The 24,922-nt window shown below is 56.4% G+C and carries 24 protein-coding genes; 20 read left to right on the top strand and 4 right to left on the bottom strand.

Annotated features, from left to right (window positions below; translation table 11 throughout):
• Window positions 1–53 precede the first annotated feature (53 nt).
• From mazG to eno, 3 genes are all read left to right on the top strand, one after another.
• Window positions 54–845, top strand: coding sequence for a nucleoside triphosphate pyrophosphohydrolase (mazG, locus tag AC0TNG_RS03650; RefSeq protein ID WP_267217481.1), 792 nt, complete (start codon window positions 54–56; stop codon window positions 843–845).
• A 223-nt stretch (window positions 846–1,068) separates the two neighbouring features.
• On the top strand, window positions 1,069–2,706 hold the full coding sequence (gene pyrG, locus AC0TNG_RS03645; protein ID WP_023309013.1) for a glutamine hydrolyzing CTP synthase: 1,638 nt from the start codon (window positions 1,069–1,071) through the stop codon (window positions 2,704–2,706).
• 82 nt (window positions 2,707–2,788) lie between these two features.
• The gene (gene eno, locus AC0TNG_RS03640; RefSeq protein ID WP_024909267.1) at window positions 2,789–4,087 is read left to right on the top strand and encodes a phosphopyruvate hydratase; all 1,299 of its coding nucleotides are present in this window, start codon (window positions 2,789–2,791) and stop codon (window positions 4,085–4,087) included.
• A gap of 53 nt (window positions 4,088–4,140) precedes the next feature.
• On the opposite strand, the gene AC0TNG_RS03635 is transcribed toward eno, so the two are convergent.
• Both AC0TNG_RS03635 and AC0TNG_RS03630 read right to left on the bottom strand, forming a co-directional pair.
• Window positions 4,141–5,250: an SDR family oxidoreductase gene (locus AC0TNG_RS03635; RefSeq protein ID WP_032648092.1), complete on the bottom strand. Its 1,110-nt coding sequence runs from the start codon at window positions 5,248–5,250 to the stop codon at window positions 4,141–4,143.
• Between the two features lie 358 nt (window positions 5,251–5,608).
• Complete coding sequence (locus AC0TNG_RS03630; protein WP_024909265.1) at window positions 5,609–6,433, bottom strand: MurR/RpiR family transcriptional regulator; 825 nt, start codon at window positions 6,431–6,433, stop codon at window positions 5,609–5,611.
• A 165-nt stretch (window positions 6,434–6,598) separates the two neighbouring features.
• Between AC0TNG_RS03630 and AC0TNG_RS03625 the strand changes: the two genes are divergently transcribed.
• From AC0TNG_RS03625 to queE, 3 genes are read left to right on the top strand one after another with little or no spacing between them, the layout of a single operon-like run.
• Window positions 6,599–8,158, top strand: coding sequence for a maltose/glucose-specific PTS transporter subunit IIC (locus AC0TNG_RS03625; protein WP_024909264.1), 1,560 nt, complete (start codon window positions 6,599–6,601; stop codon window positions 8,156–8,158).
• Window positions 8,158–8,865 (top strand): N-acetylmannosamine-6-phosphate 2-epimerase, encoded by a 708-nt coding sequence (locus tag AC0TNG_RS03620; protein WP_048990148.1) that lies wholly within the window; start codon window positions 8,158–8,160, stop codon window positions 8,863–8,865. The genes AC0TNG_RS03625 and AC0TNG_RS03620 overlap by 1 nt, the downstream gene beginning before the upstream one ends.
• A gap of 54 nt (window positions 8,866–8,919) precedes the next feature.
• Entirely contained in the window at window positions 8,920–9,591 is a 672-nt protein-coding gene (queE, locus tag AC0TNG_RS03615; RefSeq protein WP_023333236.1) for a 7-carboxy-7-deazaguanine synthase QueE, read from the top strand.
• Window positions 9,592–9,677: 86 nt separating this feature from the next.
• On the opposite strand, the gene queD is transcribed toward queE, so the two are convergent.
• Window positions 9,678–10,040, bottom strand: coding sequence for a 6-carboxytetrahydropterin synthase QueD (gene queD, locus AC0TNG_RS03610; RefSeq protein WP_014885039.1), 363 nt, complete (start codon window positions 10,038–10,040; stop codon window positions 9,678–9,680).
• 306 nt (window positions 10,041–10,346) lie between these two features.
• On the opposite strand from queD, the gene cysJ reads away from it, so the two are divergent.
• From cysJ to cysH, 3 genes are read left to right on the top strand one after another with little or no spacing between them, the layout of a single operon-like run.
• Window positions 10,347–12,152, top strand: a complete 1,806-nt coding sequence (cysJ, locus tag AC0TNG_RS03605; RefSeq protein WP_473713296.1) for an NADPH-dependent assimilatory sulfite reductase flavoprotein subunit — start codon at window positions 10,347–10,349, stop codon at window positions 12,150–12,152.
• Window positions 12,152–13,864, top strand: coding sequence for an assimilatory sulfite reductase (NADPH) hemoprotein subunit (gene cysI / locus AC0TNG_RS03600; protein WP_024909261.1), 1,713 nt, complete (start codon window positions 12,152–12,154; stop codon window positions 13,862–13,864). The genes cysJ and cysI overlap by 1 nt, the downstream gene beginning before the upstream one ends.
• A gap of 15 nt (window positions 13,865–13,879) precedes the next feature.
• Window positions 13,880–14,614 (top strand): phosphoadenosine phosphosulfate reductase, encoded by a 735-nt coding sequence (gene cysH, locus AC0TNG_RS03595; protein WP_248165703.1) that lies wholly within the window; start codon window positions 13,880–13,882, stop codon window positions 14,612–14,614.
• A gap of 116 nt (window positions 14,615–14,730) precedes the next feature.
• On the opposite strand, the gene AC0TNG_RS03590 is transcribed toward cysH, so the two are convergent.
• Complete coding sequence (locus AC0TNG_RS03590) at window positions 14,731–15,774, bottom strand: aminopeptidase (protein ID WP_048990153.1); 1,044 nt, start codon at window positions 15,772–15,774, stop codon at window positions 14,731–14,733.
• 237 nt (window positions 15,775–16,011) lie between these two features.
• Here AC0TNG_RS03590 and cysG point away from each other — a divergent pair, with 237 nt between their 5' ends.
• The 11 genes from cysG to AC0TNG_RS03535 all read left to right on the top strand — a co-directional run bounded on the left by cysG (window position 16,012) and on the right by AC0TNG_RS03535 (window position 24,807).
• Window positions 16,012–17,370: a siroheme synthase CysG gene (gene cysG / locus AC0TNG_RS03585; protein WP_090418465.1), complete on the top strand. Its 1,359-nt coding sequence runs from the start codon at window positions 16,012–16,014 to the stop codon at window positions 17,368–17,370.
• 9 nt (window positions 17,371–17,379) lie between these two features.
• Window positions 17,380–18,288, top strand: a complete 909-nt coding sequence (gene cysD / locus AC0TNG_RS03580) for a sulfate adenylyltransferase subunit CysD (protein WP_006811770.1) — start codon at window positions 17,380–17,382, stop codon at window positions 18,286–18,288.
• 9 nt (window positions 18,289–18,297) lie between these two features.
• On the top strand, window positions 18,298–19,722 hold the full coding sequence (cysN, locus tag AC0TNG_RS03575) for a sulfate adenylyltransferase subunit CysN (protein WP_024909257.1): 1,425 nt from the start codon (window positions 18,298–18,300) through the stop codon (window positions 19,720–19,722).
• Window positions 19,722–20,327, top strand: a complete 606-nt coding sequence (cysC, locus tag AC0TNG_RS03570) for an adenylyl-sulfate kinase (protein WP_010434543.1) — start codon at window positions 19,722–19,724, stop codon at window positions 20,325–20,327. Before cysN ends, cysC begins: the two co-directional genes overlap by 1 nt.
• A gap of 58 nt (window positions 20,328–20,385) precedes the next feature.
• Window positions 20,386–20,712 carry a DUF3561 family protein gene (locus AC0TNG_RS03565; RefSeq protein WP_008499610.1) on the top strand — a complete coding sequence of 109 codons (327 nt, stop codon included), beginning with the start codon at window positions 20,386–20,388 and terminating at the stop codon, window positions 20,710–20,712.
• A 166-nt stretch (window positions 20,713–20,878) separates the two neighbouring features.
• A complete protein-coding gene (gene ftsB / locus AC0TNG_RS03560; protein WP_008499609.1) occupies window positions 20,879–21,190 on the top strand; it encodes a cell division protein FtsB in 312 nt (103 codons plus the stop codon).
• A 19-nt stretch (window positions 21,191–21,209) separates the two neighbouring features.
• Complete coding sequence (ispD, locus tag AC0TNG_RS03555) at window positions 21,210–21,920, top strand: 2-C-methyl-D-erythritol 4-phosphate cytidylyltransferase (protein WP_473713295.1); 711 nt, start codon at window positions 21,210–21,212, stop codon at window positions 21,918–21,920.
• Complete coding sequence (gene ispF / locus AC0TNG_RS03550) at window positions 21,920–22,399, top strand: 2-C-methyl-D-erythritol 2,4-cyclodiphosphate synthase (RefSeq protein WP_008499607.1); 480 nt, start codon at window positions 21,920–21,922, stop codon at window positions 22,397–22,399. The genes ispD and ispF overlap by 1 nt, the downstream gene beginning before the upstream one ends.
• Window positions 22,396–23,445 (top strand): tRNA pseudouridine(13) synthase TruD, encoded by a 1,050-nt coding sequence (gene truD / locus AC0TNG_RS03545; protein WP_267217486.1) that lies wholly within the window; start codon window positions 22,396–22,398, stop codon window positions 23,443–23,445. The genes ispF and truD overlap by 4 nt, the downstream gene beginning before the upstream one ends.
• The gene (gene surE, locus AC0TNG_RS03540) at window positions 23,426–24,187 is read left to right on the top strand and encodes a 5'/3'-nucleotidase SurE (RefSeq protein ID WP_021241911.1); all 762 of its coding nucleotides are present in this window, start codon (window positions 23,426–23,428) and stop codon (window positions 24,185–24,187) included. The genes truD and surE overlap by 20 nt, the downstream gene beginning before the upstream one ends.
• Complete coding sequence (locus AC0TNG_RS03535; RefSeq protein ID WP_157189659.1) at window positions 24,181–24,807, top strand: protein-L-isoaspartate(D-aspartate) O-methyltransferase; 627 nt, start codon at window positions 24,181–24,183, stop codon at window positions 24,805–24,807. The genes surE and AC0TNG_RS03535 overlap by 7 nt, the downstream gene beginning before the upstream one ends.
• Window positions 24,808–24,922 lie beyond the last annotated feature (115 nt).

Here is a 24,922-nt window from a genome sequence, read left to right as displayed (position 1 = left end):
TAGGCCGGGTAAGGCAACGCCGCCACCCGGCATTTTTTCATCAGGACAGTACTATGACTCAAATCGACCGCCTGCTCGGCATCATGAAACGCCTGCGCGACCCGGAAAACGGCTGCCCGTGGGACAAAGAGCAGACTTTCGCCACCATAGCCCCGTACACCCTTGAAGAGACCTACGAGGTGCTGGACGCCATTTCCCGTGAAGATTTTGACGACCTGCGCGGCGAGCTGGGCGATCTGCTGTTCCAGGTGGTGTTCTACGCGCAGATGGCGCAGGAAGAAGGGCGCTTTAACTTTGACGATATTTGCGCTGCCATCAGCGACAAGCTTGAGCGCCGTCATCCCCATATTTTTGGTGACGCCACCGCAGGAAACAGCACCGAAGTGCTGGCCCGCTGGGAGCAGATCAAAAGTGCCGAGCGGGCAGAAAAATCCCTGCACTCCGCGCTGGATGATATCCCGCTGAGCCTGCCCGCGCTGATGCGCGCGCACAAAATCCAGAAACGTTGCTCCGCCGTCGGTTTTGACTGGACCTCCCTCGGCCCGGTGCTGGATAAAGTGCACGAAGAGATTGACGAAGTCATGCACGAAGCGCAGCAGGTGGTGGTGGATGAAGCAAAGCTTGAGGAAGAGATGGGCGACCTGCTGTTTGCGACCGTCAACCTTTCTCGCCACCTGGGTGTAAAAGCGGAAACCGCCCTGCAAAAAGCCAACCTGAAATTCGAACGCCGCTTTCGCGAAGTTGAGCGGATTGTCGCCTCGCGAGGCCTGGAAATGAGCGGTATTGACCTCGAAGCGATGGAAGAAGTCTGGCAGGAAGTAAAGCGCCAGGAATCTGATCTCTAACGAAATTTTGCGATCAAGCGCAATTTGTGTGATTTTTTAAATGACAAGCGCTTGATTTGCGTCAAAAACATTTACCCAAAAGGGGCTATTTTCTCACTCCTTATGTTTGTCATGGCCTGGAATGGAGACGGAGAATGAAAGTTTGTGGCGCTCGCCGTGTTCGGGTATACTACTTTCCCGTCCTGGTTATTCCATCGTTTCACCCTAACTTCTCAGGTTCAGCATGACAACGAACTATATTTTTGTGACCGGCGGGGTCGTATCCTCTCTGGGTAAAGGCATTGCCGCAGCCTCCCTCGCAGCCATTCTTGAAGCCCGTGGCCTCAATGTGACCATGATGAAACTGGATCCGTACATCAACGTCGATCCGGGCACCATGAGCCCAATCCAACACGGGGAAGTGTTCGTTACTGAAGACGGCGCTGAAACCGATCTGGATCTTGGCCACTACGAGCGTTTCATCCGCACCAAAATGACCCGTCGTAACAACTTCACGACTGGCCGTATCTACTCCGACGTTCTGCGTAAAGAGCGTCGTGGTGATTATCTGGGTGCCACCGTTCAGGTTATCCCGCACATCACTAACGCCATCAAAGAACGCATTGTTGCGGGTGGCGAAGGCCACGACGTGGTGCTGGTTGAAATCGGCGGTACCGTGGGTGATATCGAATCTCTGCCATTCCTGGAAGCGATTCGTCAGCTGGCGGTAGACATTGGCCGTGAACACGCGCTGTTCATGCACCTGACGCTGGTGCCGTACATGGCCGCTGCAGGTGAAGTGAAAACCAAACCGACTCAGCACTCTGTTAAAGAACTGCTCTCCATTGGTATTCAGCCAGACATCCTGGTTTGCCGCTCCGATCGCGCGGTTCCGGCGAACGAACGTGCGAAAATTGCATTGTTCTGTAACGTGCCTGAAAAAGCCGTTATTTCAATGAAAGATGTCGATTCCATTTATAAAATCCCGGGCCTGTTGAAATCGCAGGGCCTGGACGATTATATTTGTAAACGATTCAGCTTGAACTGTCCGGAAGCTAACCTGTCTGAATGGGAACAGGTTATTTATGAAGAAGCCAATCCGGCAGGCGAAGTGACTATCGGTATGGTCGGCAAGTACATCGAGCTGCCGGATGCCTATAAGTCAGTGATCGAAGCGCTGAAACACGGTGGTCTGAAGAACCGTGTCTCCGTGAACATCAAGCTGATTGATTCTCAGGATGTTGAAACGCGTGGCGTTGAAATCCTGAAAGATCTGGATGCTATCCTTATCCCTGGCGGCTTCGGCTACCGTGGTGTAGAAGGCAAGATCGCCACCGCGCGCTATGCGCGTGAAAACAATATTCCATACCTCGGCATCTGCCTGGGTATGCAGGTTGCGCTGATCGAATTTGCGCGCAACGTAGCGGGAATGGAAAACGCGAACTCTACGGAATTTGTGCCAGACTGTAAGTACCCTGTGGTGGCGCTTATCACTGAATGGCGTGACGAAGAAGGTAACGTCGAAGTCCGTACCGAGAAGAGCGATCTGGGTGGCACCATGCGTCTTGGCGCACAGGCCTGCCAGCTGTCTGACGATAGCGTGGTTCGCAAGCTGTATGGCGAGCCGGTCATCACCGAGCGCCATCGTCACCGCTATGAAGTCAACAACATGTTGTTGAAACCTATTGAAGCCGCGGGCCTGCGTGTTGCGGGACGCTCCGGGGATGATCAGTTAGTCGAGATCATTGAAGTGCCAAACCATCCGTGGTTTGTCGCCTGCCAGTTCCACCCGGAATTTACTTCAACGCCACGCGACGGGCATCCGCTGTTTGCAGGCTTTGTGAAGGCCGCCAGCGACTACCAGAAGCGTCAGGCGAAGTAAAAAAAGTTAGAACGGCAACGCGTACCTTTGGTACGCGTTGTTTGTCTGGAGTTTTAGTTTAACTTGTACTGAGGAAAATCTAATGTCCAAAATCGTTAAAGTCATCGGTCGTGAAATCATCGACTCCCGTGGTAACCCGACCGTTGAAGCCGAAGTTCACCTGGAAGGTGGTTTCGTTGGTATGGCTGCTGCTCCATCAGGTGCTTCTACCGGTTCCCGCGAAGCGCTGGAACTGCGCGATGGCGACAAATCTCGCTTCCTGGGTAAAGGCGTACTGAAAGCGGTTGGCGCTGTAAACGGTCCTATTGCTCAGGCAATCATTGGCAAAGACGCCAAAGACCAGGCTGGCATCGACAAGATCATGATCGATCTGGACGGTACTGAAAACAAATCTAACTTCGGTGCGAACGCAATCCTGGCTGTTTCTCTGGCAAACGCCAAAGCGGCTGCGGCTGCGAAAGGTATGCCACTGTTCGAGCACATCGCTGAACTGAACGGCACCCCAGGCAAATACTCCATGCCTGTACCAATGATGAACATCATCAACGGTGGTGAGCACGCAGACAACAACGTTGATATTCAGGAATTCATGATTCAGCCAGTTGGCGCGAAATCCCTGAAAGAAGCGGTACGTATGGGTTCTGAAGTGTTCCACAACCTGGCTAAAGTTCTGAAAGCTAAAGGTATGAACACGGCTGTTGGTGACGAAGGTGGCTATGCGCCAAACCTGGGTTCTAACGCAGAAGCACTGGCTGTTATCGCAGAAGCAGTAAAAGCTGCAGGCTACGAGCTGGGCAAAGACATCACCCTGGCGATGGACTGTGCAGCATCTGAATTCTACAAAGACGGTAAATACGTTCTGGCTGGCGAAGGCAACAAAGCGTTCACCTCCGAAGAGTTCACTCACTTCCTGGAAGACCTGACCAAACAGTACCCAATCGTGTCTATCGAAGACGGTCTGGACGAGTCTGACTGGGCTGGCTTCGCATACCAGACTAAAGTACTGGGCGACAAAATCCAGCTGGTTGGTGACGACCTGTTCGTAACCAACACCAAGATCCTGAAAGAAGGCATCGAGAAAGGCATCGTTAACTCCATCCTGATCAAATTCAACCAGATCGGTTCCCTGACCGAAACTCTGGCTGCGATCAAAATGGCGAAAGACGCTGGCTACACCGCTGTTATCTCTCACCGTTCTGGCGAAACTGAAGACGCTACCATTGCCGACCTGGCTGTGGGTACCGCTGCAGGCCAGATCAAAACTGGTTCTATGAGCCGTTCTGACCGTGTTGCTAAATACAACCAGCTGATTCGTATCGAAGAAGCGCTGGGCGAAAAAGCACCATACAACGGTCGTAAAGAGATCAAAGGCCAGGCATAATAGCCTAAGCCTTAAAACGAAAATGCCAGTCGAATGACTGGCATTTTTTTTGGCTATTTAAAATCAACCGCCATCTGCTCCGGAATGGTCAGCCCCTGAGTGGTTTGCACGCAGCGGGCGATATAATCCGTAAACCGGGGTGGCTTCGGCATCCCCATGCTCAGCAGCTTATCGTTGCTGAAGCGAACGTTAAGCGTGGCAAACGCACCGTATAACCGCATGGCTTTCAGCATCAGACGTTCGTTGCACGGCCCAAAAATATGTTTCAGCTCGCGACGCATTCTGACCAGCGTTTCGTAGCTGACCTGCGCATACTTATCACCGACGGGGGCTTTCTCCAGCGCCTGCGCCATTGCCTGATCGATATCCGCAAAGCGAACGCTGTTCTCTTCTCCCGCAGAAATGTGTACCACTTCTCCCGGACGAGCATTGCTGTTGAGCAGCATTAACATCGCGTCGGCGCAATAATCCACCGGAACAACGTCGATCCGGTCTTCCATTGAGCACATAAACTTCTGCAGCATCAGGCCCATGCTAAAGACCCAGAAAATGCTGCTCGACGGTGTGCAGCCGTGACGGGTATGGCCGACGACGATGGACGGACGGGCGATGAGCAGCGGCAGGTTCGGACACTCCTGGCGCATCAGCTGTTCGATGGTTGACTTCGAAAACGTGTATTCCACCAGGTGTTCCGCATTCTCTCTGAATTCGGCGCTTTCGGCGACCAGGGAATCCTGCTCCGGCGTGCATGACATCGCGGTGCCGACGTGGAGGAAACGCTGCAGTCCTGTGACCTGCTCCATACGGCGCGCCAGCGCGAGCGTACCTTCAACGTTGACCTTCCAGATCAGCGGGTTGTTACCAAATGAGGCGACGGCTGCACAGTTCACGACATGCGTGACCCGATCCAGACGGGGATCGTTCAGGAAGGCTTCAGGCTGGCTGAGGTCGCCAATCAGGATATTATCCACCGTCAGGGAGGCCAGTTTGTCCTCAGGAACGTTGAACTTGCGCATATTCTCCAGCACGCGCTCCAGCCCGCTCTGCGGATCGCCGGCACGCGCGAGCAAAAGGAGTTCTACGGATTGATCGTTGGTCAGGATTTTTTCAAGAACTGCACCGCCCAGAAATCCGGTCACGCCTGTAATCAATAACATCTTCATTAATACCGTCTCATTATGATTGATGAGGCGGATTGTAGGCGCGCAAAAGTAAACGGCATTTAAATAATAAATCGCCGAAACCGACAGCATCTTAAGCTTATTTTAAGGAAAGGAAATCGGGCGGATATTTTGGACATTAGCGGAAGGGTAAAAATTCACTCTATTAAAATTTAAACTTTAACTTATTGAATTTAATGTTTTTTATAGAGGTGCTCCCGAACGGTAAACTTAATTCAAAATGTAATAAATATAATAATTTGTTACACCAAACATTTATCAAATAAATGATTTAAACGCCACTTAACTAAAATCAGACGGCATAAATCGCAGGCTATTTTATTTAGCCTGCGAAGGATTTTTAGAGTAACAGAGGAAGCGTAGCGCTGGCTGTTTGTTGGCTAACGTCGCCGTAATGACCATCCAGCGCAATCATGGACGTGGTCAGCAGCTCGACCAGCAGCATCACCCCAACCTTAGCATTGAGTGCGCCTGCGCTAAGGGGGCCCTCTGGTTTGGCAGCCACCAGCAGCATGTCGCTCAGGGACGCCAGCGGGCTGCGGGGCGTATTGCTGAGTGCCAGAACTTTAACGCCGCGCTTGCGGGCAAGCTTCACCACGTGGAGTAAATCCCGCGTTGAACCCGAACTGGAGATGGCCACAACCAGCGTCTCTTTCGAAAGCGTTGTCGCATTCATGGCCGCGCGGTGCATATCGCTAAACAGCTGTGCGGGTTTGCCCAGACGCAACAGCTTGTAGTGCAGATACTCCCCAAGGATCGCGCTGGCCGCGACGCCATAAATTTGCACGGATTGTGCCTGGTGCAGCGCCAGCGCCGCCTTTTCAAGCAGCGTGCGGTCGAGGAGTCTGGCGGTATCCTGCAAAGCCTGCACCGACTCATCCACGACGTTATCAATCTCATCTCCCGCCTGACGCGCGGGCTGGCCCTGCTGAATATCCAGCGCAAGCGCCATTTTAAATTCGTTATAGCCTTTGCAGCCCAGCGTACGGCAAAGACGCGTGACGCTGGCCTCGCTGGTGTGGCTCTCGCGCGCCAGCTCGGTGATCGTCAGGTAGAGCACCCGGGCAGGATCGCTGAGGACAAATTCACCGAGTTTTTGTTGTGTTGGGCTGTACCCGGAAGCCTCCTGGCGTAGCTTCAGCAGCAGGTTTTCATGGTCTGACATGCTCGATCCTTAATGCGTTTCTCTGCGACTAGTGTGGCGGAAAGCGGGGGAAAGATGCCAGTCATTTTGAAAAAGTATGATCGTCGTCCTGGTTTTTGATGGTAATTTTCACTATTGAATGTTTGTATGGTAAAAATTTTCATCGTTTAATGGGGGGATGAAAAAATGATGCAAATATTCAGTGGGGCTTCTTCAGGGGGATGGTTTGAAAAAGCGCAGCGCTTTGGCAAATCCTTTATGTTGCCGATTGCCGTGTTGCCTGCGGCGGGTCTGCTGCTGGGGATAGGCGGCGCGTTATCGAATCCCAATACGCTGGCGGCTTATCCGTTTTTAGATGTGGGCTGGCTTCAGGCCATTTTCACCATCATGAGCAGCGCAGGATCCATCGTGTTTGCGAACCTCTCGGTGCTGTTTGCCGTTGGGGTGGCCGTAGGGCTGGCAAAAAGCGATAAGGGTACGGCCGGGCTGGCGGCATTACTCGCGTTTCTGGTGATGAATGCCACCATTAACGCGCTGCTGATCCTCACTGGCAAACTGGCGCACGACAACCCGGGCGCCGTGGGGCAGGGCATGACGCTGGGCATTCAGACGCTGGAAACCGGCGTGTTTGGCGGCGTGGTGATTGGTCTGGTGACCTGCACGCTCCATCATCGGTTTAATAAAATAGCGCTTCCGCAGTTCCTCGGGTTCTTTGGTGGCTCGCGCTTTGTTCCCATCATCAGCTCCCTGGCGGCGATCCTCGTCGGTGCGCTCATGACCGTGGTCTGGCCGCATTTCCAGAAGCTGATTTTTGGTCTGGGCGGGCTGGTGGATGCCACCGGCTATCTGGGCACCCTGCTGTACGGCTTTATTCTCCGCATGCTGGGCCCGTTTGGTTTGCACCACATCTTCTATCTGCCGTTCTGGACCACCGCGCTTGGCGGCAGTGAAATCGTCAACGGTCATCTGGTGGAAGGCACGCAGCGGATCTTCTTCGCCCAACTGGCCGATCCTACCACGCGTCAGTTTTACGAAGGCACGTCACGCTTCATGTCCGGGCGCTTTATTACGATGATGTTTGGCCTGCTCGGCGCGTGCCTGGCGATGTACCACACGGCAAAACCCGAGAACAAAAAGCGCGTTGCCGGACTGCTGCTTTCTGCCGCGTTAACCTCGTTCCTGACCGGGATTACCGAGCCTATCGAATTCTCGTTCCTGTTTATTGCACCGGTGCTTTACGTCATTCATGCGCTGTTTGACGGGCTGGCGTTCATGCTTGCACACATGCTGCATATCACCATCGGGCAAACCTTCTCCGGCGGTTTTATCGACTTCGTGCTGTTCGGCATTTTGCAGGGGGAGGCCAAAACCAACTGGATGTTCGTTCCGCTGGTCGGCGTGCCGTGGTTCTTCCTTTACTACTTCACCTTCCGCTACCTGATTAACCGCTTTGATTTTGCTACGCCGGGTCGGGAAAAGGAGGCGATGGCTGACGAAGTCAGTCTGCCGCAAAACGAACGCGCTGCTGCGGTGATCGCCGGATTAGGCGGAAAAGACAATCTTGAAGAGGTGGACTGCTGCGCCACGCGTCTTCGCGTCACGGTGAAGGATGGCAGCAAAGTGAATGACGCGGCGCTGAAAGCCACCGGGGCGCGCGGCGTTATCGTGCGCGGTAACGGTGTTCAGGTCATTTATGGCCCGCACGTCACGATTATCAAAAACGAAGTGGAAGAGATCTTATCGTAATGAAAACTGTACTGGATAACCTGAAGGGAAAACTGATCGTCTCCTGTCAGGCGCTGGAGAATGAGCCGCTGCATAGCCCGTTTATTATGTCGCGGATGGCGCTGGCGGCGGCGCAGGGCGGGGCCGCTGCCATTCGTGCCAACAGCGTGGTAGATATCGAGGCCATTAAGCAGCAGGTCTCTTTGCCGGTCATCGGCATCATCAAACGGGATTACCCGGAAAGCGAGGTGTTTATCACCGCCACGATGAAAGAGGTGGATGAGCTCATGAGCGTCTCTCCGGAAATCATTGCGCTTGATGCGACGGCGCGGGAGCGTCCCGGCGGAGAATCCCTGGAAACGCTGGTCTCGCGCATCCGCTCACGCTATCCCGCGGTGATGCTGATGGCGGATATCGCCTCCGTGGACGAAGCCGTGACGGCGCAGGCGTTGGGCTTTGACTGCGTCGGCACCACGCTTTACGGCTACACGGCGGAAACCGAGGGTCATACATTGCCTGACAACGACTGCACGTTCCTGAAAGCGGTGCTGGCGGCCGTGACGGTTCCCGTGGTTGCCGAAGGCAACGTGGATACGCCTGAACGCGCGGCCAGATGCCTGGCGCTGGGCGCGCATACGGTCGTCGTCGGCGGTGCGATCACCCGCCCACAGCAAATCACGGAACGGTTTATGGCGGCGATTGGCGCGCAAAGCACCGATGGAGCATGACCATCCGGCGGGGATCTGCGATACTTATCGTTTATCCCCTTTACTGAGATGACTATGCAGTACCCGATTAACGAGATGTTCCAGACCCTGCAAGGCGAGGGTTACTTTACCGGCGTTCCCGCTATTTTCATTCGTTTACAGGGATGCCCGGTTGGCTGTGCCTGGTGTGATACCAAACATACGTGGGATAAGCTCGCAGATCGGGAAGTGTCGCTGTTTAGCATTCTGGCGAAAACCAAAGAGAGCGATAAGTGGGGCGCGGGCAGTTCCGAAGATCTGCTGGCCATTATTGGTCGTCAGGGCTGGACGGCGCGCCACGTTGTGATCACCGGCGGTGAACCCTGCATCCACGATCTGACGCCGCTGACCGAGCTGCTCGAAAAGAACGGCTACAGCTGCCAGATTGAAACCAGCGGCACCCATGAAGTGCGCTGTTCACACACGACCTGGGTGACGGTATCGCCAAAAGTGAATATGCGCGGCGGGTATGACGTGCTGTCTCAGGCGCTGGAACGCGCGGATGAGATTAAGCACCCGGTAGGGCGCGTGCGTGATATCGAAGCGCTGGATGAACTGCTGGCCACGCTGACGGATGAAAAGCAGCGCGTCATTGCGCTTCAGCCGATCAGCCAGAAAGATGACGCGACGCGCCTGTGCATTGAAACCTGTATTGCGCGCAACTGGCGCCTGTCGATGCAGACGCACAAGTATCTGAATATTGCATAAAAAAAGCCCGGTGGCGCGAGCGCTTACCGGGCCTATGGTTCGATGCTCTTGTAGGCCGGGCAAGCGTCAGCGCCACCCGGCAAGCATCACTCTCCGCGATACACGCAGCCTGCCGTGCAGGTCTCTTTGATCATCACCGCGCTCAGCAGCGGTACCAGCGGCTTCATCTGATCCCAAATCCATTTTGCCAGCACTTCACTGGTCGGGTTTTCAAGGCCCGGGATCTCATTCAGGTAGTAGTGATCCAGACGATCGTAGGTCGGCTTAAACGCCGCCTTCAGCTCGGCAAAATCCATGATCCAACCGGTATGCGGATCAACTTCACCGGTGATCTCAAGACGCACCATGAACGAATGCCCGTGCAGACGGCCACATTTATGTCCTTCTGGGACATGCGGAAGGTGGTGGGCGGCTTCGAAGGTGAAATCTTTAAACAGTGTGGTGGACATGATCGCTCTCAGTAATGCGGAAAAAACCGCCGCATAGTACCGGAAAGCACAATTTTTAGCATTAACTAAAACGGCTCTGAAGCCAGGCGTCTCATTAAGAGGCGTTTTTTGTTGTTTTTATCGATAATTTTCAGAGGGTTAATTAATCGGTTTTATCGCTAAGTATGACAACTAAAACAGGTTAGTCCATTTGGTTATTTATTATTTCCATCCCTTCTTTAATTGTTATTATCCTCGCCGTTAACCTTATCTTCAGTTTGGATTTATTCGCTTAAAGTCCGCTTGGCTACTGGAACATAACGACGCATGACAACACAGGCCCCACCTTCAAATTTGCTTCCCCTGAACCCGGAGCAACTGGCGCGCCTTCAGGCTGCCACCTCTGATTTTTCTCCCACTCAGCTTGCCTGGGTCTCCGGTTATTTCTGGGGAATGCTCAATCAGCAGCCTGGCGCTGTGGCGGGTGCACCGGTAACGGCCGTTGAAATGCCGGCCATTACCCTGATTTCCGCCTCGCAGACGGGCAATGCCCGCCGCGTGGCCGAGGCGCTGCGTGACGACCTGCTGGCCGCCAAACTGAACGTGAACCTGGTCAATGCCGGGGATTATAAATTCAAACAAATCGCGTCAGAAAAACTGCTGGTGGTGGTTGCCTCTACGCAGGGTGAAGGTGAACCCGCTGAAGAAGCGGTGGCCCTGCACAAGTTCCTGTTCTCGAAAAAAGCGCCGAAGCTGGATGGCACGGCGTTTGCCGTGTTTGGCCTGGGCGATACCTCCTATCAATTCTTCTGCCAGTCCGGTAAAGACTTCGACAGCAGGCTGGCGGAGCTGGGCGCGGAGCGCCTGCTGGACCGCGTTGACGCGGATGTCGAATACCAGGCCGCCGCCGCCGAATGGCGTGCACGCATCGTTGAGGTGTTAAAAGCGCGTGTGCCGAAAGAGACGTCGGCGCAGGCCGCGTTCACCGCGACGGGTGCTGTTAACGACATCCACACCAGCCCGTACACCAAAGAGGCGCCGCTGACGGCGAGCCTGTCGGTGAACCAGAAAATTACCGGCCGCGACTCGGAAAAAGATGTCCGCCATATCGAAATCGATCTGGGAGACTCCGGCCTGCGCTATCAGCCGGGCGATGCGCTGGGTATCTGGTATCAGAACGATCCGGCGCTGGTGAAAGAACTGGTTGAGCTGCTGTGGCTGAAAGGCGACGAGCCTGTCACCGTTGACGGCAAAACCCAGCCGCTTTCAGAGGCGCTGCAGTGGCATTTCGAACTGACGGTGAACACCCCGAATATCGTCGAAAACTATGCCACCTTGACGCGCAGCGAATCCCTGCTGCCGCTGGTGGGCGATAAAGCGAAGCTTCAGCATTACGCCGCGACGACGCCGATTGTCGATATGGTGCGCTTCTCTCCGGCTCAGCTGGATGCCGATGCGCTGATCGGTCTGCTGCGCCCGCTCACCCCGCGCCTGTACTCTATCGCCTCTTCGCAAGCCGAAGTGGAGAGTGAAGTGCATGTTACCGTCGGCGTGGTGCGCTACGATATCGAAGGCCGCGCCCGCACGGGTGGGGCCTCAGGCTTCCTGGCGGACCGCGTGGAAGAAGAGGGCGAAGTGCGCGTCTTTATCGAGCACAACGACAACTTCCGCCTGCCGGCAAACCCGGAAACCCCGGTCATCATGATTGGCCCGGGCACCGGCATTGCGCCGTTCCGCGCCTTTATGCAGCAGCGCGCGGCAGATGAAGCGCCGGGTAAAAACTGGCTCTTCTTCGGCAACCCGCACTTTACCGAAGATTTCCTCTACCAGGTTGAGTGGCAGCGCTATGTGAAAGAAGGCGTACTGACCCGCATCGACCTGGCCTGGTCCCGCGACCAGAAAGAAAAAGTATACGTACAAGACAAACTGCGCGAACAGGGCGCAGAGCTGTGGCGCTGGATCAATGACGGTGCCCACATTTATGTCTGCGGCGACGCCAATCGTATGGCGAAAGACGTTGAGCAGGCACTGCTGGAAGTGATTGCCGAATTCGGCGGTATGGATGCCGAAACGGCGGATGAATTTTTAAGTGAGCTGCGCGTTGAGCGCCGTTATCAGCGAGATGTCTACTAATGAGCGAAAAACATCCAGGGCCACTGGTGGTCGAAGGTAAACTGACAGACGCCGAGCGCATGAAGCTGGAAAGCAACTATCTGCGCGGCACCATTGCTGAAGATCTGAATGACGGTCTCACCGGCGGTTTCAAAGGCGACAACTTCCTGCTGATCCGTTTTCACGGCATGTACCAGCAGGACGACCGCGACATCCGCGCCGAGCGTGCAGAACAGAAGCTGGAGCCGCGTCACGCGATGCTGCTGCGCTGCCGTCTGCCGGGCGGGGTGATTACCACCAAACAGTGGCAGGCGATCGACAAGTTTGCCGGTGAAAACACGATCTACGGCAGCATCCGTCTGACCAACCGTCAGACCTTCCAGTTCCACGGTATTCTGAAGAAGAACGTCAAGCCGGTGCACCAGATGCTGCACTCCGTTGGGCTGGACGCGCTGGCGACCGCCAACGACATGAACCGTAACGTGCTTTGCACCTCGAATCCGTATGAATCCGAGCTGCATGCCGAAGCGTACGAGTGGGCGAAGAAGATCTCCGAGCACCTGCTGCCGCGCACGCGCGCCTACGCAGAGATTTGGCTCGATCAGGAAAAAGTCGCCACCACCGACGAAGAGCCGATCCTTGGCCAGACCTACCTGCCGCGTAAGTTTAAAACCACGGTCGTTATTCCACCGCAGAACGATATCGACCTGCACGCCAACGACATGAACTTCGTGGCGATTGCCGAAAACGGCAAGCTGATTGGCTTTAACCTGCTGGTGGGCGGCGGCCTCTCCATTGAGCACGGTAACAAGAAAACCTACGCCCGCACCGCAAGCGAGTTCGGCTTCCTGCCGCTGGAGCACACGCTGGCCGTGGCGGAAGCGGTAGTGACCACCCAGCGCGACTGGGGCAACCGTACAGACCGTAAAAACGCGAAAACCAAATACACCCTGGAGCGCGTGGGCGTTGAGACGTTCAAAGCGGAAGTGGAGCGTCGTGCGGGCATCAAATTCGAGCCGATCCGCCCTTACGAATTCACCGGTCGCGGCGATCGCATCGGCTGGGTGAAAGGCATCGATAATAAATGGCACCTGACGCTGTTTATCGAAAACGGCCGTATTCTGGATTATCCGGGCCGTCCGCTGAAAACCGGTCTGCTGGAAATTGCTAAGATCCATAAAGGCGAGTTCCGCATTACCGCTAACCAGAATCTCATTATTGCCGGCGTGCCGGAGAGCCAGAAGGCGAAGATCGAGAAGCTGGCGCGCGAACATGGGTTGATGGATGCGGTGAAGCCGCAGCGCGAAAACTCAATGGCCTGCGTGTCGTTCCCGACCTGTCCGCTGGCGATGGCCGAAGCGGAGCGTTTCCTGCCGTCATTTACTGACAAGGTAGAAGCGATTCTGGAAAAACACGGTATTCCGGACGAGCATATTGTTATGCGCGTCACCGGCTGCCCGAACGGCTGCGGCCGCGCGATGCTGGCCGAGCTGGGTCTGGTGGGGAAAGCGCCGGGGCGTTATAACCTGCACCTGGGCGGTAACCGAATCGGTACGCGCATCCCGCGTATGTTCCGGGAGAACATCACCGAGCCGGAAATTCTTGATTCCATCGACGAGCTTGTCGGGCGCTGGGCGAAAGAGCGTGAAGCGGGTGAAGGCTTCGGCGACTTTACGGTGCGTGCGGGCATCATTCGCCCGGTGCTCGATCCCGCCAGGGATTTCTGGGAGTAACCACGAGAGGTAATTATGTCCGTACTCGATCTAAACGCGCTTAACGCATTGCCAAAAGTCGAACGCATTCTGGCACTCGCAGAAACCAATGCCCACCTTGAAAAGCTGGACGCCGAAGGGCGCGTGGCGTGGGCGCTGGAAAACCTGCCGGGAGACTATGTGCTGTCGTCGAGCTTTGGTATTCAGGCGGCGGTCAGCCTGCATCTGGTGAATCAGATCCGTCCGGACATTCCGGTGATCCTCACCGATACCGGCTACCTGTTCCCGGAAACCTACCAGTTTATTGACGAGCTGACGGACAAGCTCAGGCTGAACCTCAAAGTTTACCGCGCGACGGAAAGCGCGGCCTGGCAGGAGGCGCGCTACGGTAAGCTGTGGGAACAGGGCGTTGAGGGCATTGAGAAATACAATGAGATCAACAAAGTTGAGCCGATGAACCGGGCGCTGAAAGAGCTCAATGCACAGACGTGGTTTGCTGGCCTGCGCCGCGAGCAGTCCGGCAGCCGTGCAACCTTGCCGGTGCTGGCGGTCCAGCGCGGGGTGTTTAAAGTGCTGCCGATTATCGACTGGGATAACCGGACGGTGTATCAGTATCTGCAAAAGCACGGGCTGAAATACCATCCGCTGTGGGACCAGGGCTATCTGTCGGTGGGTGACACCCACACCACGCGCAAATGGGAACCGGGAATGGCGGAAGAAGAGACGCGATTCTTTGGGCTGAAGCGCGAGTGCGGGCTGCACGAAGGGTGATCCTTATCCTCCCCCTCACCCTAACCCTCTCCCCAAAGGGGAGAGGGGATTGCCCGGAGCCGTCTTTTCACCCTCGCCCCTTTGGGGAGAGGGCAGGGGTGAGGGGAAAATAAGCACTAGGCTTTCCCCGCTTTCGCCAGCTCCTTCACCAGCGGCAGCATCACCTTCACCACATCACGACTGCGGTGTTCAATCCGCTGCGGCAGCGCGCGATCGATGTGCTGCTGATTATCCAGCATCACGTTGTGCCAGCTTGTCCCGTCCGGGAAGGCTTTCGATTTAGCCCGCTGTTGATAGCCATCTTTCTTGCCCAATGCCCAGTTTGTCGCTTCGACATACAGCACCGGAATGCCCGCCTTATCGAACACTTCCCCGTCGTTGCAGCAGCCCGTTCCTCGCGGGTAATCCGGGTTACCGCCGGGGTTGCTGGTGGCATAAACCCCGTGGCTGCGGGCAATCGCCAGCGCACGATCTCGCGTCAGTTTCCGCACGGTACCCGGTGTACTTTGCCCGCTGTTGAAATAGAGCTTGTCGCCGACGATCAGGTTATCGAGGTTGATCACCAGCAGCGTATTTTTCCTCTCCTCAGCGCTCATGCGTTTAAGGAGATTCTCAGCGCCGAGTTTGCCCTCTTCTTCACCGCTGGTGGCCACGAAACGGATACCATACTGGGTTGGAATATCCTTCATCCGCTCGGCCAGTTCGAGCATCACGCCCAGGCCTGCTGCGTTGTCGTCCATGCCCTGCAGCGTCAGCCCGCCGAGGTTGTTATCCGTATCGGCGTCACTCATCGGGGCGTAGGTATCAAGGTGCGCCATAATAATAATTTGCTCTTTTGCGCTACCTTCATGCGCCGCGATAACCGTACTGCCGGTCACGTTATGCCAGTTTTTCGTTTTGTTTCGTGAGGTATAGACGTAGCGGCTGTGAAACGACCGGATATCGCTCTGGTAGCCCATCCCGGCAAACTGCTGGCGAAGATAGTCCGCGGAGAGCATTTCCGCAGGCGAACCGGTCATACGGCCAGGAAAGACGGTGGCAATATGCCGCGCCTGCATATTGGCGATTTCACCATAAGGTTGGTTTTTTGCCTGGGCAGGAAGAATAAAGCAAACGCCGAGCGCCAGGGCAGCAATACGGTGGCGCGTTGCGGAGAACATAGTGAGTCCTTAAAAACTGAGCAAAATAATAACCCGCTTAGTATGAAACTGTGATCGTCCATACACAATTTGAATTGCTCTTAAATGCCCGAAATTTCGCGTGTTAAGCACTTTTTGGTATTAGCTTTTTCACGGCGTTATTCCATTGAGTAACTACTCATTCCAATTCGTAATTTCATTCGGTCTAAGCCGCCCCCTATAGTCCCTCTATTCCTCGTTGTTAGTGAGTTGTTGCTTGTGGACTATCTGCCCTTATTTGCCGCGATAAAAGAGAAGCCGGTGCTGGTTGTTGGCACGGGTGAAATTGCCGATCGCAAAATTGCGTTTCTGCAGCGCGCAGGGGCGCAGGTGCGGGTAGTAGCAGAAGCGGATTTCGACGAATCCCAAATCGACAGCGTCGTGCTGGTGATTGCGGCGACCGAAGATCGCGACCTGAACCGGCGGATTTCCGAGGCCGCTCAGGCCCGCTACCGCCTGGTGAACGTGGTGGACGACCAGCCTTTATGCTCGTTTATCTTCCCGTCGATCGTTGACCGTTCGCCGCTGCTGGTGGCGATCTCCTCCGGCGGTACCGCACCGGTGCTGGCGCGCGTGCTGCGGGAAAAAATCGAAGCGCTGCTGCCGACCAGCCTCGGGCGCATGGCGGAAAAAGCCAGCTACTGGCGCAACCATCTGAAAACCCGCCTGACCAGCGTGACGGAACGCCGTCGCTTCTGGGAACGCGTGTTTCGCGGCCGCTTTGCCAGCCTGATGCATGCCGGCAATGAGACGGCGGCGCAGAAAATTCTTGAAGACGAACTGGATAACCCCGGCAGCACCGGCGGGGAGATCATTCTGGTAGGCGCAGGACCGGGCGATGCCGGGCTCCTGACGCTGCGCGGACTGCAGGTGCTGCAGGACGCGGACGTGGTGTTTTACGACCATCTGGTTACCGACGGCGTGCGCGAGCTGATCCGTCGCGACGCGGAGCAAATCTGCGTCGGCAAACGGGCTGGCGAGCACTCGGTGCCGCAGCACGACACCAACCAGATGCTGATTGACGCCGCCAAAGCGGGTAAAACCGTGGTGCGCCTGAAAGGGGGCGATCCGTTTATCTTTGGTCGCGGCGGTGAAGAGCTGCAGGCGGCAGCCGAAGCGGGTGTACCGTTCCAGGTGGTGCCGGGCATTACGGCGGCCTCTGCGGTAACGGCCTACGCCGGTATCCCGCTGACCCACCGCGATTACGCCCAGAGCGTGACCTTTGTGACCGGCCACTACAAGGCCGACAGCACACCGTTCGACTGGTCGCATCTCGCCCAGAGCCGCCAGACGCTGGCGATTTACATGGGCACGATGAAGGCGGCAGATATCAGCGAACAGCTTATTCAGCACGGTCGCGAGGCGACGACGCCCGTTGCCGTCATTTCTCGGGGCACGCGCGTCGATCAGCACGTTGCGACGGGCACCCTGGAACATCTTGCAACCCTGGCGAAAGACGCCCCGATGCCCGCCCTGATCGTGGTGGGAGAAGTGGTGCAGCTGCACAGCACGCTCGCCTGGTTCCAACACACAACCGATACAGAAGGCTTTGGTTCTTCTGTCGTAAATTTGGCTTAAGGAACGGTTATGGACCAAAAACGTCTTACACACCTGCGGCAGCTCGAAGCGGAGAGTATCCATATCATCCGCGAAGTGGCCGCCGAGTTTTCTAACCCGGTGATGATGTACTCCATCGGTAAAGATTCCAGCGTCATGCTGCATCTGGCGCGTAAAGCGTTTTATCCGGGCACGCTGCCTTTCCCGCTGTTGCACGTGGATACCGGCTGGAAATTCCGCGAGATGTATGAGTTTCGCGACCGTACCGCCAAAGCCTACGGCTGCGAGCTGCTGGTGCATAAAAACCCGGAAGGGGTGGCGATGGGCATTAACCCGTTCGTGCACGGCAGCGCCAAGCATACCGATATCATGAAAACCGAAGGGCTGAAGCAGGCGCTGAATAAATACGGTTTTGACGCTGCTTTTGGCGGCGCGCGCCGTGACGAAGAGAAATCCCGCGCCAAAGAGCGTATCTACTCCTTCCGCGACCGCTTCCACCGCTGGGACCCCAAAAACCAGCGCCCGGAGCTGTGGCACAACTACAATGGTCAGATCAACAAAGGCGAAAGCATTCGCGTCTTCCCGCTCTCTAACTGGACCGAGCTGGATATCTGGCAGTACATCTATCTGGAAAACATCGAAATCGTTCCGCTGTATCTGGCCGCCGAGCGCCCGGTGCTGGAGCGTGACGGCATGCTGATGATGATCGACGACGATCGCATCGACCTGCAGCCGGGCGAAGTGATTAAAAAACAGATGGTCCGTTTCCGCACCCTCGGCTGCTGGCCGCTGACCGGCGCGGTGGAATCCAGCGCGCAGACGCTGCCGGAGATCATCGAAGAGATGCTGGTATCGACCACCAGCGAGCGACAGGGGCGCGTGATTGACCGCGACCAGGCAGGCTCCATGGAGCTGAAGAAACGTCAGGGTTATTTCTAAGGAGCCGCCATGAACACCACTATTGCTCAACAAATTGCCAACGAAGGCGGCGTGGAAGCCTATCTGCACGCGCAGCAACATAAAAGCCTGCTGCGTTTTCTGACCTGCGGCAGCGTGGATGACGGGAAAAGTACCCTGATTGGCCGCCTGCTGCACGATACGCGCCAGATTTACGAAGATCAGCTCTCTTCCCTGCATAACGACAGTAAACGTCACGGTACCCAGGGGGAAAAACTCGATCTGGCCCTGCTGGTGGACGGCCTGCAGGCGGAGCGCGAGCAGGGCATCACCATCGACGTGGCCTACCGCTATTTCTCTACCGAGAAACGCAAATTTATTATCGCCGACACCCCGGGGCACGAACAGTACACCCGCAATATGGCGACCGGCGCGTCGACCTGCGACCTGGCGATCCTACTGATGGACGCGCGTAAAGGCGTGCTGGATCAGACCCGTCGTCACAGCTTTATCTCCACGCTGCTGGGGATCAAACATCTGGTGGTGGCGGTCAACAAGATGGATCTGGTGAACTTCAGCGAAGAGAAGTTCGAGGAGATCCGCCAGAGCTACCTGACCTTTGCCGAGCAGCTGCCGGGCAACCTGGATATCCGCTTTGTGCCGCTCTCGGCGCTGGAAGGGGATAACGTCGCCTCCCAGAGCGCGAACATGCCGTGGTACAGCGGCCCGACGCTGCTTGAGGTGCTGGAAACGGTTGAAATCCAGCGCGTGGTCGACACCCAGCCGATGCGCTTCCCGGTGCAGTACGTGAACCGTCCTAACCTCGATTTCCGCGGTTTCTCCGGCACCCTCGCGTCAGGCTCAGTGAAGGTCGGCCAGCGCGTTAAGGTGCTGCCATCCGGCGTGGAATCCACCATCGCCCGCATCGTCACCTTCGACGGTGACCTGCAGGAAGCGGGCGCCGGTGAAGCCGTAACGCTGGTGCTGAAAGACGAAATTGATATCAGCCGGGGCGATCTGCTGGTGGATGCCCAGGAAACGCTGGCCGCTGTACAGGGGGCTTCCGTGGATGTGGTGTGGATGGCGGAGCAACCGCTGACGTCGGGCCAGAGCTACGACATCAAAATTGCCGGCAAGAAAACCCGCGCCCGCGTGGACGGTATTCAGTTCCAGGTGGACATCAACAACCTGACCCAGCGTGAGGTTACCGAACTGCCGCTGAACGGCATCGGTCTGGTCGATCTGACCTTCGACGAACCGCTGGTGCTGGATCCGTATCAGCAGAATCCGGTGACGGGGGGGCTTATCTTTATCGACAGGTTGACCAACGTTACCGTCGGGGCCGGTATGGTCCGCGAACCGATTAAACAGTCTGTCGTGGCGTCTGAATTCAGTGCCTTCGAGCTGGAACTGAACGCGCTGGTGCGTAAACACTTCCCGCACTGGGGCGCACGCGATCTGCTGGGAGGCAAGTAATGGCCGCCCATGATGAGAACGTCGTCTGGCATCCTCATCCGGTGACCGTCGCCCAGCGCGAACAGCTCCACGGTCACCGTGGGGTTGTGCTGTGGTTTACCGGGCTGTCCGGCTCGGGTAAATCAACGGTGGCGGGCGCGCTGGAAGAGGCATTGCATCAGCAGGGCGTAAGCACGTACCTGCTGGATGGCGACAACGTGCGCCATGGCCTGTGCAGCGATTTAGGGTTTAGCGACGACGACCGTAAAGAGAACATCCGCCGGGTGGGCGAAGTCGCCAGCCTGATGGCGGACGCCGGGCTGGTGGTGCTGACCGCGTTTATCTCTCCGCACCGCGCCGAGCGCCAGATGGTGCGTGAACGCGTGGGCCAGGATCGCTTTATCGAGGTGTTTGTTGATACGCCGCTGGAGATTTGCGAAGCGCGCGACCCGAAAGGGCTGTACAAAAAAGCGCGTGCCGGAGAACTGCGAAACTTCACCGGAATTGATGCGGTATACGAAGCGCCTGAATCGCCTGAAATTCACCTGGAGGGTCAACAATTGGTAACAAATTTAGTAAGCCAATTATTAGACCTGCTCAGACGGGACGATATTATCAGATCCTGAGACGGTATCGTTCGGGAGCTGTCTTCCCGAACGATGAGTCACGGTCACAGGACTAGCTATGCGCAACAGTGAACATTACATCACCACCACCGGGTCGGAGCCGCTCGCGACCGACGACGAAACGACCTGGTCATTTCCTGGGGCCATCATCGGCTTCGTCTCATGGTTGCTGGCGCTGGGTATCCCGTTTCTCATCTACGGCGGTAACACGCTGTTCTTCTTTCTCTACACCTGGCCTTTCTTTCTGGCGCTGATGCCCGTGGCGGTTGTCGTCGGCATTGCGCTGCACTCGTTACTCAATGGCAAGCTCCTGTACAGCACCGTGGTCACGATTGTGACGGTGGTTCTGATGTTTGGTCTGTTATTTTTGTGGCTCATGGGCTAACTTCAGCCATAATTCAAACCGTAACCAACTGTGTAACGATATTGTGCAGGACGATTCTGCGGAAAAAATGTGGTACATTTGCCCGCGATGTTGCGGCATCTCTGTTACCCCGGCGTAGTGCTCTGGGGAAGTCTTGGGATGATGATGCCGTTTTTCAGGGGGCAGGATGGGTAAACTAACGCTGCTGTTGCTGGCTTTGCTAATCTGGCTGCAATATTCGCTGTGGTTCGGTAAGAACGGACTGCACGACTATAGCCGGGTAAGCGATGACGTCGCGGCTCAGCAGGCAACAAACGCCAAACTTAAGGCGCGAAACGATCAACTCTTTGCTGAAATTGATGACCTCAATGGCGGGCAAGAGGCGATTGAGGAACGCGCACGCAATGAACTCAGTATGACTAAGCCGGGCGAAACCTTTTATCGTCTGGTTCCGGATGCGTCTAAACGCAATCAGGGCTCAGCACAAAACAATCGATAATCAGGCCCAGGATTACGACATGGCAGTAACTTTTTCGGACGTATGCGCCGTGGTGCCGGCCGCAGGTTTTGGCCGGCGCATGCAGACAGAATGTCCCAAGCAGTACCTCTCTATTGGCGATAAAACGATCCTCGAGCACGCCGTGGCGGCGCTGCTGGCGCACCCACGGGTGACGCGGGTGATCATCGCTATCAGCCCTGGCGATACGCGCTTTGCGCAGCTGCCGCTGGCAAATCATCCACAGATTACCGTCGTTGACGGTGGCGCCGAGCGCGCCGATTCCGTGCTGGCGGGCATTCAGGCCGCCGGAAACGCGCCGTGGGTGCTGGTGCATGACGCGGCGCGTCCGTGTCTGCATCAGGACGACCTTGCGCGTCTGCTGGCCCTGAGCGAAACAAGCAAGGTTGGCGGGATTCTGGCCGCACCGGTGCGCGACACCATGAAGCGCGCCGAGCCGGGCAAACAGGCTATCGCCCACACCGTCGATCGCGTCGATTTATGGCACGCGCTGACGCCACAATTTTTCCCCCGCGAATTACTCCACGACTGCTTAACGCGTGCGCTTAAAGAAGGCGCGACCATCACGGACGAAGCCTCTGCGCTGGAATATTGCGGTTTCCACCCTGAGCTTGTTGAAGGACGCGCTGATAATATTAAAGTGACGCGTCCGGAAGATTTACAGCTTGCGGAATTCTATCTTACCCGTTCGACCCATCAGGAGAAGGCATAATGCGAATTGGACACGGTTTTGATGTACACGCCTTTGGCGGAGAAGGCCCAATTATCATTGGCGGCGTGCGCATTCCTTATGAAAAAGGACTGCTGGCACATTCTGATGGCGACGTGGCACTGCATGCGCTGACCGACGCGCTGCTGGGCGCTGCCGCGCTGGGTGATATAGGCAAGCTGTTCCCGGACACCGACCCGGCATTTAAAGGCGCGGACAGCCGCGAACTGCTGCGCGAAGCGTGGCGTCGCATTCAGGCGAAAGGCTACACCCTCGGCAACGTCGACGTGACGATTATTGCCCAGGCCCCGAAAATGCTGCCGCACATTCCGCAGATGCGAGTGTTTATTGCAGAAGATCTGGGCTGCCACATGGACGACGTGAACGTCAAAGCGACGACGACCGAGAAGCTGGGCTTTACCGGGCGTGGCGAAGGGATTGCCTGTGAAGCCGTGGCGCTGCTGGTGAAGGCGAGCAAATGACAGACTTCGACAACCTGACATACCTGCACGGTAAACCGCAGGGGAACGGGGTGCTGAAAGCCAGCCCTGAAGACTTCCTCGTGGTGGAGGATCTGGGCTTCGAGCCGGATGGGGAAGGCGAACATATCCTGGTGCGTATTCTGAAAAATGGCTGCAATACCCGCTTTGTGGCCGACGCGCTGGCAAAATTCCTTAAAATTCATGCCCGCGAAGTGAGCTTTGCCGGGCAGAAAGATAAACACGCCGTCACTGAACAGTGGCTCTGCGCGCGCGTTCCCGGTAATACGATGCCTGATTTAAGCAAATTTGAGCTTGAAGGCTGTAAGGTACTGGAATTCGCCCGCCACAAGCGCAAACTGCGTCTGGGGGCGTTGAAGGGTAACGACTTTACGCTGGTGCTGCGGGAAGTGACCCACTGCGAAGACGTTGAAAAACGTCTGAACACTATCAGTGAACGCGGCGTGCCGAACTACTTTGGCGCGCAGCGCTTTGGTATTGGCGGCAGCAACCTGCAGGGCGCGCTGCGCTGGGCGCAAAGCGATGCACCGGTGCGGGACAGGAATAAACGCAGTTTTTGGTTGTCGGCGGCCCGCAGTGCGTTGTTTAATCAGATTGTGAGCGAAAGGCTGAAAAAACCGGACGCGAATCAAGTTGTTGTTGGCGATGCGCTACAATTAGCGGGACGCGGAAGCTGGTTTGTGGCAACGGCCGAAGAAATGGCCGATGTGCAGTCGCGCGTGGACGCAAAAGCGCTGATGATTACCGCCGCGCTGCCCGGTACGGGCGACTGGGGAACACAGGGCGACGCGCTGGCCGCCGAGCAAGCAGCCGTAGCGGATGCGCCAGAACTGCAATCCTTGCTGGTGCGGGAAAAAGTCGACGCGGCACGCCGCGCAATGCTGCTCTATCCGCAGCAGTTAAGCTGGAACTGGTGGGATGACGTAACCGTCGAGTTACGCTTCTGGCTGCCGGCAGGTAGCTTTGCCACCAGTGTTGTCAGGGAACTTATCAACACCTCGGGTGATTATGCGAATATTGCTGAGTAACGATGACGGGATCCACGCGCCGGGCATTCAGACCCTGGCGAAACACCTCCGTGAATTTGCGGATGTGCAGGTCGTGGCACCCGATCGTAACCGCAGTGGAGCGTCTAACTCGCTGACGCTGGAGTCGTCGCTTCGCACCTTTACCTTTGAAAATGGCGATATTGCCGTGCAGATGGGCACGCCAACCGACTGCGTTTTTCTGGGCGTGAACGCGCTGATGCGTCCGCGTCCGGATATCGTCGTCTCCGGCATTAACGCCGGGCCTAACCTCGGCGATGACGTGATTTACTCCGGTACCGTGGCGGCCGCAATGGAAGGGCGCCATCTGGGGTTCCCGGCGCTGGCGGTCTCGTTGAACGGCTACACGCACTACGACACCGCCGCTGCGGTGACCTGTTCGATCCTGCGGGCACTCGGCCGCGAGCCGTTGCGTACCGGGCGCATCCTCAACATCAACGTGCCGGATCTTCCTCTCGATGAAATTAAAGGCATTCGCGTCACCCGTTGCGGAAGCCGACATCCTGCCGATCAGGTGATCCCGCAGCAGGATCCGCGCGGCAACACGCTTTACTGGATTGGCCCTCCTGGCGATAAGTGCGATGCGGGTCCGGATACCGACTTTGCCGCCGTAGAAGAAGGCTATGTTTCGGTTACCCCGCTGCACGTAGATTTAACCGCGTATAGCGCGCATGATGTGGTGTCGGGCTGGCTGGATCGCGCAGGAGTGAACGCGCAATGGTAAACAAACGTGTACAAACTCTTCTGGAACAACTCCGCGCGCAGGGGATCCGCGACGAGCACGTGCTTGAAGCGCTTGCTCAGGTTCCGCGTGAGAAATTTGTAGATGAGGCGTTTGAACACAAAGCGTGGGAAAACGTGGCGCTGCCCATCGGGCAGGGCCAGACGATTTCGCAGCCTTATATGGTAGCGCGGATGACGGAGCTGCTGGAGCTGACGCCCGACTCCCGCGTGCTGGAGATTGGCACCGGGTCGGGGTATCAGACTGCGATCCTGGCGCATCTGGTGCACCATGTATGCTCCGTTGAGCGGATTAAAGGTTTACAGTGGCAGGCGCGTCGTCGCCTGAAACAACTTGATTTACATAATGTTTCGACACGACACGGTGATGGATGGCAGGGTTGGAAAGCTCGCGCCCCGTTTGACGCCATCATCGTGACGGCGGCCCCGCCTGAAATTCCAGCTGCCCTGTTATCGCAGCTGGATGAGGGGGGCATTCTGGTTCTGCCTGTCGGGGACGAGCAGCAGCTGTTGAAGCGCGTTCGTCGACGCGGCGGCGAGTATATTATCGACACCGTGGAAGCCGTGCGCTTTGTGCCTCTGGTGAAGGGGGAGTTGGCCTGAGACTCGGAATTATCCAGGGTTATTAAGGCAAATTCAGCGTATGGTGTGGCGCGAAAGATTCGTGCCATCACGGTAAATTTTAAGTCACTGGTAGTTAAAACATTCCTGGGGGATA

Source organism: Enterobacter sp. PL_is514, assembly GCF_055816715.1.
The sequence above is the reverse complement of the archived record's forward strand: the minus strand, read 5'-3'. Positions and strand labels throughout refer to the sequence as shown.